At 38.9% G+C, this 12,006-nt stretch carries 15 protein-coding genes; 9 read left to right on the top strand and 6 right to left on the bottom strand.

Annotated elements, in window-relative coordinates; genetic code table 11:
- Positions 1-60 precede the first annotated feature (60 nt).
- The 3 genes from CRO56_RS19960 (at position 61) to CRO56_RS22675 (ending at position 3,522) form a co-directional block, all read left to right on the top strand.
- Positions 61-1,653, top strand: coding sequence for a Na+/H+ antiporter NhaC family protein (locus CRO56_RS19960; protein ID WP_097160390.1), 1,593 nt, complete (start codon positions 61-63; stop codon positions 1,651-1,653).
- Positions 1,654-1,876: 223 nt separating this feature from the next.
- Positions 1,877-3,418, top strand: a complete 1,542-nt coding sequence (locus CRO56_RS19955; RefSeq protein ID WP_097160389.1) for a sodium-dependent transporter — start codon at positions 1,877-1,879, stop codon at positions 3,416-3,418.
- Positions 3,418-3,522 (top strand): MetS family NSS transporter small subunit, encoded by a 105-nt coding sequence (locus CRO56_RS22675; protein ID WP_142305230.1) that lies wholly within the window; start codon positions 3,418-3,420, stop codon positions 3,520-3,522. The genes CRO56_RS19955 and CRO56_RS22675 overlap by 1 nt, the downstream gene beginning before the upstream one ends.
- 56 nt (positions 3,523-3,578) lie before the next feature.
- Here the strand turns inward: CRO56_RS22675 and CRO56_RS19950 are convergent, their stop codons facing one another.
- Complete coding sequence (locus CRO56_RS19950; RefSeq protein WP_097160388.1) at positions 3,579-4,562, bottom strand: M23 family metallopeptidase; 984 nt, start codon at positions 4,560-4,562, stop codon at positions 3,579-3,581.
- Positions 4,563-5,028: 466 nt separating this feature from the next.
- Complete coding sequence (locus CRO56_RS19945) at positions 5,029-5,721, bottom strand: YhcN/YlaJ family sporulation lipoprotein (protein WP_097160387.1); 693 nt, start codon at positions 5,719-5,721, stop codon at positions 5,029-5,031.
- A 108-nt stretch (positions 5,722-5,829) separates the two neighbouring features.
- Here CRO56_RS19945 and CRO56_RS19940 point away from each other — a divergent pair, with 108 nt between their 5' ends.
- The gene (locus CRO56_RS19940; RefSeq protein ID WP_097160431.1) at positions 5,830-6,105 is read left to right on the top strand and encodes a YutD family protein; all 276 of its coding nucleotides are present in this window, start codon (positions 5,830-5,832) and stop codon (positions 6,103-6,105) included.
- Between the two features lie 42 nt (positions 6,106-6,147).
- Here the strand turns inward: CRO56_RS19940 and CRO56_RS19935 are convergent, their stop codons facing one another.
- Positions 6,148-6,465, bottom strand: coding sequence for a cytosolic protein (locus CRO56_RS19935; RefSeq protein ID WP_097160386.1), 318 nt, complete (start codon positions 6,463-6,465; stop codon positions 6,148-6,150).
- A 66-nt stretch (positions 6,466-6,531) separates the two neighbouring features.
- On the bottom strand, positions 6,532-6,798 hold the full coding sequence (locus tag CRO56_RS19930) for a DUF3055 domain-containing protein (RefSeq protein WP_097160385.1): 267 nt from the start codon (positions 6,796-6,798) through the stop codon (positions 6,532-6,534).
- A gap of 174 nt (positions 6,799-6,972) precedes the next feature.
- Here CRO56_RS19930 and CRO56_RS19925 point away from each other — a divergent pair, with 174 nt between their 5' ends.
- Positions 6,973-7,410, top strand: coding sequence for a DUF86 domain-containing protein (locus CRO56_RS19925; protein ID WP_097160384.1), 438 nt, complete (start codon positions 6,973-6,975; stop codon positions 7,408-7,410).
- Positions 7,411-7,437: 27 nt separating this feature from the next.
- Complete coding sequence (locus CRO56_RS19920; RefSeq protein WP_097160383.1) at positions 7,438-8,205, top strand: TIGR01457 family HAD-type hydrolase; 768 nt, start codon at positions 7,438-7,440, stop codon at positions 8,203-8,205.
- A 52-nt stretch (positions 8,206-8,257) separates the two neighbouring features.
- Here CRO56_RS19920 and CRO56_RS19915 read toward each other — a convergent pair whose 3' ends face one another.
- A complete protein-coding gene (locus CRO56_RS19915) occupies positions 8,258-8,752 on the bottom strand; it encodes a phosphatidylglycerophosphatase A family protein (protein ID WP_097160382.1) in 495 nt (164 codons plus the stop codon).
- 110 nt (positions 8,753-8,862) lie between these two features.
- Here CRO56_RS19915 and yutH point away from each other — a divergent pair, with 110 nt between their 5' ends.
- Both yutH and CRO56_RS19905 read left to right on the top strand, forming a co-directional pair.
- Positions 8,863-9,861, top strand: a complete 999-nt coding sequence (yutH, locus tag CRO56_RS19910; RefSeq protein WP_097160381.1) for a spore coat putative kinase YutH — start codon at positions 8,863-8,865, stop codon at positions 9,859-9,861.
- A gap of 70 nt (positions 9,862-9,931) precedes the next feature.
- On the top strand, positions 9,932-10,900 hold the full coding sequence (locus CRO56_RS19905) for a 2-hydroxyacid dehydrogenase (protein WP_097160380.1): 969 nt from the start codon (positions 9,932-9,934) through the stop codon (positions 10,898-10,900).
- 72 nt (positions 10,901-10,972) lie between these two features.
- Here the strand turns inward: CRO56_RS19905 and CRO56_RS19900 are convergent, their stop codons facing one another.
- On the bottom strand, positions 10,973-11,215 hold the full coding sequence (locus CRO56_RS19900; RefSeq protein ID WP_425427233.1) for a NifU family protein: 243 nt from the start codon (positions 11,213-11,215) through the stop codon (positions 10,973-10,975).
- 154 nt (positions 11,216-11,369) lie between these two features.
- Here CRO56_RS19900 and CRO56_RS19895 point away from each other — a divergent pair, with 154 nt between their 5' ends.
- The gene (locus CRO56_RS19895; protein ID WP_425427232.1) at positions 11,370-11,693 is read left to right on the top strand and encodes a YuzD family protein; all 324 of its coding nucleotides are present in this window, start codon (positions 11,370-11,372) and stop codon (positions 11,691-11,693) included.
- The last annotated feature ends 313 nt before the right edge of the window (positions 11,694-12,006 follow it).

Below are 12,006 nucleotides of genomic sequence, written 5' to 3'. Positions count from 1 at the left end.
ATCCTTTATTATCCTCATCCATCTATAGTTTCCCCTCATAATCAGAGGAGGAATAGTAGAATGACTTCATCGATTTTTTCTTTATTACCGCCAATATTGGCGATTATTATGGTACTGATTACAAAGAGAGTCCTGCTTTCTTTAGGAATCGGAATTGTCAGTGCTGCATTTTTATTAGCCATTGATGCTGCTGATGGCTTTGGTGCGGTTGCAGCAGAATCCCTTTCAATCATCTGGACATCATTTTCGTCTATCTTTTATGCAGAGGGGGAACTGAACACTTGGTATGTGTATATCTTGCTGTTCATTGTACTATTAGGGATGATTACAGCCTTCATTCTAGTTTCGGGCGGAAGCAGAGCCTTTGGTGAATGGGCTTTATCCAAAGTGAAAACTAGAAAAGGCGCTCAAGTTATGACCGCAATTTTCGGTATTCTTATTTTTATTGATGATTATTTTAATAGCTTAGCGGTTGGCCAGGTTTCTCGTCCGATTACAGACAGGCATCGGGTATCACGTGCAAAATTAGCCTATTTAATTGACTCAACTGCTGCACCTGTATGTGTTGTATCACCTGTTTCAAGCTGGGGAGCTTATATAGTTGCAGCTATTGCGACCATCTTAGCTGATAACGAAATAACCGGGTTCACAGCATTTTCGGCTTATTTAGGAACCATACCAATGAATTTCTATGTTTGGGTAACCTTAGCGATTGTGTTTATTATTGCAATCAGACAAACCGATTTTGGCCCAATGAGAGTTCATGAACAGCGTGCTATCGAAACAGGAGAAGTATTTGATCCGGAAAAGCCGATTCCCGGGGAAGTAAAACAAGACTTGCCTGTCAATCAAAGAGGAACAGTTGCTGACTTAATCTTACCCATTATCGGACTTGTCATTGGTACAGTTGGAGCGATGATATGGACTGGTTATCAGACGGCCGGGACTGCTGATATTTTTGCTGTTTTTGAAAATACGGATGTAGCACTATCTTTACTAGTTGGTGGTCTTGTAGGTCTAGCTGTTACTTTAATCCTTTTCTTCATCCATGCCGGTAAGAAGAATGTACAGGGAAAAACGGCTATTCCTGTGATTTTAGAAGGGATCAAATCAATGCTGCCAGCTGTATATATTTTAGTGTTTGCCTGGATTATCGCAGCTCTAATTGGAAAACTTCAGACAGGAGAATATTTAGCGGCTGTTGTAGAAGATCTAAACATTAGTGTTGGATTGCTGCCTGTCATTATCTTTATCATTGCGGGTATTATGGCGTTTGCCACAGGATCCAGCTGGGGTTCATTTGGAATCCTCCTGCCGATAGCAGGAGAAATTGCTTCAGCTACAAGTGTTGAAATCTTAATTCCAACTTTTGCTGCCGTATTAGCCGGTTCTGTTCTTGGCGACCATTCTTCACCAATCTCAGATACGACGATTCTTTCTTCAACAGGAGCTGCAAGCAACCATCTAGACCACTTTGCAACCCAATTACCATACGTTTTAGTAGCCGGTGTAATTTCAGCTTTAGGATTTTTAGTGTTAGGGTTAACTGGAAGTACTGTATTAGGACTATTGACATGTGCGGTTCTATTAATTGTCCTTTTATTTATTCTTCCAAAACCAATCCAAACAAAACAAAATGCAATAGAACAATAAATTGGAACAGGCTATTTAGCCTGTTCTTTTTATTTAGTCATGATTAAAGGAAAACAAGCATAAGGTTTACAAAATACATATGACAAAATTACTAAAAATGGCTTTGACAGACTATGGACAGATGGTTATACTAATCGTTAGAACAACATGAATTATCAGAATATAGGGAACTATTTTAATGTTCCATTAAGAAGAACACAACATTGTTAGGGGGATTATTACTATGGAAAATCGTGCCCAGTGGGGAACGAGAGCAGGCTTTGTCCTGGCGGCTATCGGATCAGCCGTAGGATTAGGTAATATTTGGCGCTTTCCAGGGGTTGCCTATGAAAATGGTGGAGGAGCATTTTTAATTCCGTACTTATTCGCATTATTGACTGCAGGTCTGCCTCTGCTAATTCTCGAATTTACATTAGGCCACAAATATCGTGGCTCTGCGCCATTAACCTACGCTCGTGTAAGCAAAGGAGCCGAGTGGATGGGTTGGTGGCAAGTTATCATTGCATTCGTAATTTCAGTTTATTACCCTGTAATTATTGCATGGGCAATGTCTTATTCGTGGTTTTCATTTGGGAAACAGTGGGGCGATGACACAGTAGGCTTCTTACTAACTGATTATTTACAGGTTACGGATGCCGGTGCTGTAGGCTCACTGGTTATGGGAGTATTTATCCCATTAGTGATTGTCTGGTTAATTACGCTAGGTGTTCTCTTTGCAGGTGTTAAAAAAGGAATCGAAATGGCGAATAGAATTATGATTCCATTACTAGTCTTCTTCTTCTTATGTATTGTAATCAGTGCATTATTTATGGAAGGGGCTGCACAAGGTCTGAACGCATTCTTCACACCTAACTGGGAGATGCTGAAAGAACCAGGAGTTTGGGTAGCTGCATATGGACAAATATTCTTTAGCTTATCTATTTGTTTTGCAATCATGGTTACTTATTCAAGTTATTTGCCAAAGAAATCAGACGTTACAAATAATGCCTTTATCACGGCGTTCAGTAACTCATCTTTTGAACTTTTAGCGGGGATTGGGGTTTTTGCTGCTCTAGGATTTATGGCACAAGCAACTGATCAGCCTGTTTCAGAAGTAGTAAGCAGCGGGGTTATTCTAGCATTTGCAGTCTTTCCTCAAATAATTAATCAATTCCCATTTTTACCAGAAGTATTTGGATTCTTATTCTTTGCTTCTCTGGTATTAGCAGGTATGACGTCTTTGATCTCGATTACTGAGACGTATATTGCTGCACTTATGGATAAGTTTAATGCAACCCGTAAACAAGCCGTTTTATATGGTGGCGGATTTGCGGCTCTTATCTCGTTTATCTTTGCGACACAAGGCGGTTTAAACTTCCTCGATGTTGTGGATTACTTCATTAATCAATTTGGAATTGTTCTTGCTGGATTGTTTGAAGTTGCTTTCTTAGCTTGGTTTGCGAAACAGTTGAAACCTTTACAATCCCATGCAGATGCCATTTCTGACATTAAACTTGGCAAGTGGTGGACTATTTGTCTAAGTGTCATAACTCCAATCGTTTTGGGTTATATGATGTATGGATTGTTAAAGCAAAACTTGGTTGGTACATTTGAAAATGAGACTGGTCAGTATGGTGGCTATACAAGTGACTTCATTTTCAACTATGGTTGGTCCGTTGCAATTGGTGCAATTGGAGTTGCAGTAATACTTGCACAATTTAAATCATGGGGCAGCGGCAAACTTGATGTCCCTGTATCTGCCGATAATAAGGAGGTTTCAAGTTAATGACAGGTGGAGCAATTTTTTGGATGGTACTGTCGATGGTTATTATTTGGGGTGGTATGGGAGCAAGTATTTTACATGCTGTTAAAAAAGCAAAATCTTCTTAATAAAAGGGACTGTGTGAGCTCTATTTTCACACAGTCCTTTATTTTATTGTTTTCGATTATCGCTTGCTGCGCATCTGCCGTTCCCACAATCTTAAATGAGGGTATGGATCAAATGACCATTCGGTATAACCGTTATCCTTATACATTCCATAGTGTAAGTGTGGCGGGAATTTACCCGAGGTTCCAGGAGGTCCATAACCAGAGCTCCCGACGCCGCCAATCACGGTCCCAGGCTCCACAATTTGTCCTACCTTTAAATCCTTAGAAAAACCGCTAAGGTGGGCATAGTAATGATACGTATTATTGATATCGCGAATTCCTACACGCCATCCTCCATAACGGTTCCAACCCTTCATTTCGACGATTCCATAGCAGGTAGCCATAACAGGAACTCCATAATTAGCAAAAATATCGGTTCCTTCATGGATTCTCCGACCTCCCCAGCCTCTTGCATCGCCCCATGTATTTCGGTAACTATGCCGTGAGCGAAGCGGAACAGGGAAGGAATGGGCCGTTAAGTTCAGCCGGCCAAAGTGCTTGTACAATTTTGCAATTTCAGCAATTATAGAAACGGTTTTATCCCGCTTGTAATAATTCCAAAGTGCAATTTTTAAGTTATCATCATCGGAACCATAGGATTGCAGGTATGTGGCCATTGTCATTAAAGCATCGAAATCATCTGTCCTTAATGCCTTCCCATCTCCATTCCCATCAATTCCCACTCCATTAAATAGAGTAATGGACATAGGATTATCATCTTCTTGATTAGGATTTAGGGGACCAGACCATTTCATTGGCTCAAAATAAACGCCTGAAAGGCCTTCAGCCTTTGGTAAGTCCCTGCGAACTCCGCGGATGTTCCGTTCGTATTGATCAACAGCTGCTATATAATACCAGGGCACCAATGTAACTGTTTCTATCGTTTTATAAAATTCCATTCGCTCCGCATATACATCTTCACCTTTTTCGCTAGCCGATGAAGATGAAGGGAGTAATGCAAATAGAACAATCATAGCTATAAACGTTTTTAAGTACTTCACTTATGTGTCCTCCCCAATTTTTCTGAAAACATGAAGACTAAGATAATCGCTTTTTTATTTTGTGAGACATGAATCAATTCCATTACTTCAATAAATGGAAATATTGGATAATCTTTTTAGAAGTGTGATAAATAAAGGCTTTTTTCGCATAGTTTGTTGTTTTTTAATGGAGGTAAACATGTCCGTTCCATTTCGCTCCAGACACAAGATTCCCCGGGGAGGTGGCCTGAGCCTCCTCGGCTTTGCCTGCGGGGTCTAGAGGCTCACCTCTTCTTCACGCAGGACAAGGAAGGCTTCGGCAGCATAAGCATCGCACGAAGAAAATGCGAATGCATTTTATGAGGACTCAGGGTGTCTTCCGCTCCATTCCACTTCAGTTCAAAAAATTATTCAAGTAGCAACAATCCATGCGAAAACAGCCTAAATAAAAGAAGAGCGGGAGGTTTACCCGCTCATTTCTCTAAAATTATCGGTTGTTGTTTCGATTAGTATTTGTATTAGTATCCATCATCTGATGAATATCATCGCGGTCCATATTATCGTTTACATCGCCTTCATATTCACCGTTTTCATTTTCACCGTCGCTGAGTCTATTGCCTTGTGGATATTTCAACATTTGTTGTATGGTTTGATCAACAATACTTTCAACATTATTTGAGTCAGAATCCAACGGGGATATATCCTCAATCTCACGAATCATGCGAGGGTCATCCGCCACATACACATGAAAGTATCTAGGTACAAAGGATAGGGCTGTTCTTTTTACTTGATCCGCTGTTGCATTCCGGTCTTCTGAATTGCTGCGATATGCTATTAAAACTTCCTCATCTGTTACTAATGTTGCGGCATCCTCAACATTTGGTATTTGCACGGCAATACGGCTAATTGTATCGGCTAATGCCTCTCGGTCAATAGCTAAGATTTCTCCATATTGCACGGTATTATTTCCTGGAATCGGATTTCTTTGATGACGGACGTAGCCAAATTCTTCGTTTTTTTGTGAATCATTGTCCGTCAGATTAGGATTGTATAGGTCTGCACTGTCATTCACATTTATCGTGTTGCCACTTTCTTTATAGATATCTTGGCCAGCTTCGTTATCATTACATCCTGTGAGAATCAAACCGCAAATTCCAATGGTCAGAAAGGTTTTTTTCACATTCTCCACCTCCTTACCATTAGAATGACCTTTTTCGTTATTTTTCTGCTTAGTAATTGATGGTTAATCCGTTATAATAGGAATAGGAGAAAAGGTGAGGTGTTTCTTGTGATTATCGTTCAGAATATTCATTACGAAGTAATTGAAGACTATCGCGAGGGCTTTCAAGAAGAAGCTTTCCGTGAAAGATACAGTGACATTTTGTCCAAATATGATTATATTGTAGGGGACTGGGGTTATGGTCAATTAAGGCTGCGAGGATTTTTTGATGATCAAAATCCTAAAGCTGCTTTTGATAATAAAATCAGTACATTGAAGGAATATCTGTATGAATACTGTAATTTTGGCTGCGCCTATTTTGTTGTAAAAAAAATAGAACAATAAGAGATGAAGGATGACCCTGAGGGAGTCATCCTTTTTCTTCCATTATTTAGAGTCTCCCCCATAAGGAGGTTCAGTTTCCCGATTCGGATCATCATTTGGCTGATGGGCAGGTTCGATATGCCGAGGCAAATCTTCATGGAGTGTCTTGTTCTCGTAATTGAATGGAGTATAAAATCTTTGTCCTTTTTCCCAAGGGGTATTTTTATTTTCAACCGGTTCATCTTTTTCAATAGGAGATCCAAACGGTCCTTCTGGAAATTCTTCGGAAGTTAAAAAGTCTTTCATCTTTTCAACATTGGAGAAGTCTGTATATTCCTCTTTTTCCCTTGTGGGATGTTTAAATTGATTAAAATCGGTCATGTTATCACCTCAAGATCATCTACACCTTTAGTTTTTCTTGATGTGATTAAATCATCCTTAACAATTTTAAACAATCTCTAATAAAAAGGAGGTTAACTCAGCTGCTTCTTCTGTACTTAACTGAAACGCATACTCAATGTATCCCTCTTCATTTAAGTCATCCGGTCCAATAATGGCAAATCGGTTTCTCTGAATATCAAGAACAATCGCTTTACCAAAATAACGGTCTGTATGTATGATACATAAATCATATCGCCCGCGTTCACCTAAAAAACTGACAAACCGTATCGAAGAGGAAACTGAATCATCGTATAGAAAAAAACGTTCAGACATATGCGCGTTCTCCTTATATTTATACCTTTTTTTATTTCCATATATAACTTCTAAATTTTTCTTTCATTTCCTTTAAAAAAATACAAATGCTTTTCAACTATTCTGTTTCTGACATTGATATTGATTAATATGGTACAATATAACATGATCTTTTAAAAAGAAAGGAAGGTCACCATGTATTTTGTTGACCGTCAAAAGATAGAAGAAACGTTACAGTATTATGATCGGCAATTAAATTTATTTTCGGTTGTACCCACATGGGAAACCAGTTTGGAACGAACTGCTCTAGAAAGAATTACCCATATGCTGATTGAATCAGTATTAGATGTAGGGAATTCAATTATAGACGGATTTATTATGCGTGACCCGGGAAGCTATGAAGATATCATAGACATATTGTTAGATGAGAATGTCGTTCACGAAGAGTTGGGGAATGCTTTAAAAGCATTGATTGAATTCCGAAAGAACATTGTACAAGACTATCTGCATGTAGATCATGATGCGATTAAACAATGCTTATTGACGCATAAAGATGATTTTATTCAATTCTCGCAAGCGGTAAGAGACTATTTAACCAATGAGCTTGGTCCAGTATCTGCATTTAAACCTTAATTTTTACAACTAGACGGGGGTGTTTACTTGAGAAGGTACAAAGGATATCTTATTGATTTAGATGGAACGATGTATCGCGGAACTGAGAGAATAGAGGAAGCATCTGATTTCATTCAATCCTTGGCAAATCACAACATTCCTTATTTGTTTGTAACGAATAATTCAACGAAAACCCAAGAGGAAGTGGCTCGAGTATTGAATGGATTCGATATCCCTGCTGAACCTGGCCAGGTTTTCACTTCCAGTATGGCCGCTGCGAGGTTTATCATGAAAGAACAGAAACAGCCTAAAGTTTTGATGATTGGTGAAAATGGGCTAGAAATCCCGTTAAAGCAAGCAGGCTGTATCTTAACAGAACACGACCCAGATGCGGTTGTAATGGGATTAGACCGGAATATTACATATGAAAAATTGGCAAAGGCATGTCTGGCGGTACGAAATGGGGCATCCTTTATCGTTACCAATAGTGATACAGCTTTCCCGACTGAACGAGGTTTTGTTCCCGGAAATGGTGCTTTATCCTCAGTTATAACGGTATCCACTGGGGTTAAACCTGCGTTTATCGGCAAACCAGAGCCCATTATGGTTGAACAAGCTCTTGAACTATTAGGCGTTTCTAAAGAGGATGTTCTCATGGTGGGGGACAATTATCAAACCGATATTCAAGCAGGAATCCGGGCTGGTGTCGATACTCTGTTAGTTCATACAGGAGTTACCGCCAAAGAAGATCTCAAACAATACGATATTCAGCCTACATTCAGTATCGAGTCATTAAAGGAATGGGATGTACAATAGATCTTAAAAAAGTGCCTTGTTGAGGAGGCACTTTTTTTATTGCTTATTTTTTTTACTCTTCACCAACCTCTGTATGAGCTAGTCTGCTTGATGCGGCTGCTGCAATAGCTCCCACAATATCATCGAGGAATGTGTGACATTTTCCGCTTGATTTATCATTTAACTGTTTTAAAATTCCTGGCTTCAGCTTGTCGATATAGCCGTAGTTGGTAAAACCGATCGAGCCGTATACATTAACGATTGAAAAAGCTAGAATTTCATCGACCCCGTATAACCCTTCATCAACCTCTATCATAGATTGTAGCGGTTCCTTTAGCATTTTCTTTTCTGCCAGCCGGTCTAATTGAATCCCTGTTAATATAGCGTTTTGTACTTCTCGTTTTGAAAGAACCTTTTCCACATTCTCGATACAGGTTTCTATTTTTAAATTAGTGTGATATTTCTCCTGAAGAACCATGACAAGGTCTGCAATATCCTTTATCGTGACCCCGCGTTCTTGAAGCCATTCTCTAGCGGTTTGTTCTGTTAATTTTAAATAGTGACTCATTCGTATATCCCCTTTGACAATGGATTGACACTACATGACTTTGCATTGAAACATTAATTGATACATATATATGGTATGAAAGCTGTCCTTTTACAGAAAGGAGGATCCGGATGGATTACCAAAGCTTACTCAGTTTGTTTGAGATTGAGCCTGAACAAATGTTTAAGATAGGCCGCTATGATGCCGTATATTCCAGAGGTATAGTCTATATTATGGCTCCCATCCAAGATAGGGAACAAAATGAATTAATTGAACTTCATAAATTATCAACCCATCTATATACGTATGGTGATCAAACAATTGCCCGATTTAAACAAAATAAAACTCGATCCTATATTGGACAACATCAGGATCAATCCTTTGTTGTTTTATATAATGAGCATTTACGGTCAATCAATACATCTATGGGGAGAAGTCTGGCGGAATTTCATTATAGAGGAAAATTATTCAATGAAAAGGTTCAGGTAATCAGCAGGATCGGACAATGGAAAGAATTGTGGGAAAAACGGCTAGAACAGATGGAGAAAGTTTGGCAGCAAAAATTATTTGTGGAGCCTGAAGAAGAGTTTGATCGCTTATTTATTGAATCTTTTCCGTATTTTATGGGGTTAGCAGAAAATGCGATTCAATATTTGACGGATACTGAACTAGATGATACTCCGCTAGATGTGGATGCAGGAACGGTCACTTATCAGCGGTTTTCTAGATACCTTTGGGAAGGGGATGTATGTATCAAAAATCCATTTGATTGGGTTTTTGACCACGCTGGCAGGGATATAACTGAGTGGGTGAGAGAGCACGTTCACCTTCATTACAGGACATATGAAAAAGGAATTCTGTCTTTTTTCCAGGAATATCAAAGATTAATTCCCCTCTCATCGTTTTCATGGAGACTTATATTTGCACGTCTGACTTTTCCCCTTCACTACCTGGAAGTAGTAGAGGACTATTACTTAACTAATTCGGAACATAATAAAAAGCTCTTAGAAGAACGACTAAATACACTCATAAACCGAACTGTTGATTATGAGGAGTTTATCAGCCGTTTTTATGAGCTGGCAGGAGCTCCGGTCCGTTCTTTTAAACTTCCGCGTTTTGGTTGGGTTTAGCGCGAATATCTGTAAATATTATGATAATATGGAAATAGGGACAGTAACAAATGATAAAGGGGTTATTATAGTGAGTCGTCCAAAAATCGTCATTACAAGAAAAATACCAGAATCATACGTTCATAAATTTATGGAACAATTTGAAGTAGTCATGTGGTCTTATGAAGATCAGCCGGCTTCAAGAGAATTCTTACTAAAAGAAGTACAAGATGCTTCCGCCATTTTATCCATGTTATCTGATTCCATCGATCAGGAACTTTTAAGTCACGGGAAAGAGTTAAAGGTCGTTGCTAATATGGCGGTGGGTTACGACAATATCGACGTGAAAACAGCGAAGAATCTTGGAATAACTGTTTGTAATACGCCTGATATCTTATCCGATACAACTGCCGACTTAGTTTTTGCCCTGTTAATGGTTACAGCCAGAAGAATTGTAGAAGCAGCAGAATTTGTGAAACAAGGGAAATGGGTAAGCTGGAGTCCATATTTACTGTCAGGCTATGACATTCATCATAAAACAATTGGAATTGTGGGAATGGGAAAAATCGGGGAAGCGATTGCCAAGCGGGCTACTGGATTTGATTTGAAAATTCTTTATTATAATCGCTCAAGAAAACCTGATCCAGAGCAGAAGCTCGGTGCAGAATATGCCGATTTTGAAACATTGATTAAAGAAAGTGATTTTATTGTTTGTATGATCCCGCTCAACAAAGAGACGAAAGGGCTTTTTGGTGAAAAAGAATTTAAAAAAATGAAGAAAACCGCAATATTTATTAATGCAGCACGAGGCGCAGTTGTCGATGAATCAGCCTTAATAACAGCATTGGAAGCCGGTGAAATAGCTGGCGCCGGTTTAGATGTATTTGAGAAAGAACCTATCGATGCCAGCCATCCCTTGCTTCGGTTTCCGAATGTTGTGGCACTTCCTCATATTGGCAGTGCATCACTTGAAACGAGGTCGGCAATGATTCAGTTATGCTGCGAGAACATTATGAATGTATTAAGTGGGGAACGTCCGAAGACAGAGGTTAAGGGCTGAGTCGGCGTACATCTTTGAAAAGATAAAAGAAAAAGCGATTTTGTCGTTATTTGGCAAAATCGCTTTTTTACATTAAAATACTTGTTCTACTTCTACAACTCCAGGAACTTCTTCTAATAAAGCGCGTTCGATACCCGCTTTTAAAGTGATGGTTGAACTTGGGCAGCTTCCGCATGCACCTAGAAGGCGAAGTCTAACCGTACCTTCATCTACATCGACAAGCTCACAGTCTCCACCGTCACGAAGAAGGAATGGACGTAATTTATCTAATACTTCTTGTACTTGTTCTCTCATTTGAACATCAGACATGACCATCTCTCCTTTCCATATTCATATTATATAAGGAAAGCCTGAAAAAATCTATTGTTTAACCATATTATTGATAAAACCCTTTTACCCAATAATGGTTTAAAAATCATTTTTTTTCTTGTAAAATAAAAGGAGTGACTGTAAGGAGAGGATGCTACTCATGAAGCCATTATCTATATATGTATACGGTGCTGAACAGATTTGTGCAAGCTGTGTCAATTTACCATCTTCTAAAGAAACTTATGAATGGCTGCAAGCAGCGATAGCCCGCAAGTATCCAGATCAGCCTTTTCAAATCGAATATATTGATATTTTTAATCCGCCAGCCGAGAAAGCCAAACAAGAATTTGCAAAGCGGGTAGTTGAAGAAGATTTATTTTATCCAATTATTCTGATTGATGATAAAATTGTTGGTGAAGGAAATCCAAAGCTTAAAACTATTTTTGCTGAAATGGAAACACACGGATATACGCCAGCATCCTGATAAAGAGAGGTATAAAGACACTGGAGTTCTTTGATGAACTCTAGTGTTTTTTTATTTAAAATAAATGTTTTAAAAAGTTGAAGTTGCTTGGGTCAAGTAGGTGGGAAGGGTGCAAGAGTCCATATTAAAGCATTGTAAAGGACAAATGCAGGTTGGAAAGAGGAAAAAAGTCTTTGAAGAGCTTCTAAAAGACCAAATTTGAGTGGAAAGAGGAAAATGGTCGTTGATAGGGCTTCTAAAAGACCAAATTTGAGTGGAAAGAGGAAAATGGTCGTTGATAGAGCTTCTTAAGGACCATAATTTAGTGGAAAGA

The organism is Bacillus oleivorans, from assembly GCF_900207585.1.
GTDB classification, from domain to species: Bacteria; Bacillota; Bacilli; order Bacillales; family JC228; genus Bacillus_BF; species Bacillus_BF oleivorans.
Note: the sequence above shows the minus strand (reverse complement) of the source record. Positions and strands in the feature narration are given on the sequence as shown.

What these genes read in the sequence shown, in the direction of transcription:
- CRO56_RS19960 (WP_097160390.1), top strand. Translation starts at nt 61, where the DNA reads ATGACTTCATCGATTTTTTCTTTATTACCGCCAATATTGGCGATTATT.
- CRO56_RS19955 (WP_097160389.1), top strand. Translation starts at nt 1,877, where the DNA reads ATGGAAAATCGTGCCCAGTGGGGAACGAGAGCAGGCTTTGTCCTGGCG.
- CRO56_RS22675 (WP_142305230.1), top strand. Translation starts at nt 3,418, where the DNA reads ATGACAGGTGGAGCAATTTTTTGGATGGTACTGTCGATGGTTATTATT.
- CRO56_RS19935 (WP_097160386.1), bottom strand. Translation starts at nt 6,465, where the DNA reads ATGACCGATTTTAATCAATTTAAACATCCCACAAGGGAAAAAGAGGAA.
- CRO56_RS19930 (WP_097160385.1), bottom strand. Translation starts at nt 6,798, where the DNA reads ATGTCTGAACGTTTTTTTCTATACGATGATTCAGTTTCCTCTTCGATA.
- CRO56_RS19925 (WP_097160384.1), top strand. Translation starts at nt 6,973, where the DNA reads ATGTATTTTGTTGACCGTCAAAAGATAGAAGAAACGTTACAGTATTAT.
- CRO56_RS19915 (WP_097160382.1), bottom strand. Translation starts at nt 8,752, where the DNA reads ATGAGTCACTATTTAAAATTAACAGAACAAACCGCTAGAGAATGGCTT.
- yutH (WP_097160381.1), top strand. Translation starts at nt 8,863, where the DNA reads ATGGATTACCAAAGCTTACTCAGTTTGTTTGAGATTGAGCCTGAACAA.
- CRO56_RS19900 (WP_425427233.1), bottom strand. Translation starts at nt 11,215, where the DNA reads ATGGTCATGTCTGATGTTCAAATGAGAGAACAAGTACAAGAAGTATTA.
- CRO56_RS19895 (WP_425427232.1), top strand. Translation starts at nt 11,370, where the DNA reads ATGAAGCCATTATCTATATATGTATACGGTGCTGAACAGATTTGTGCA.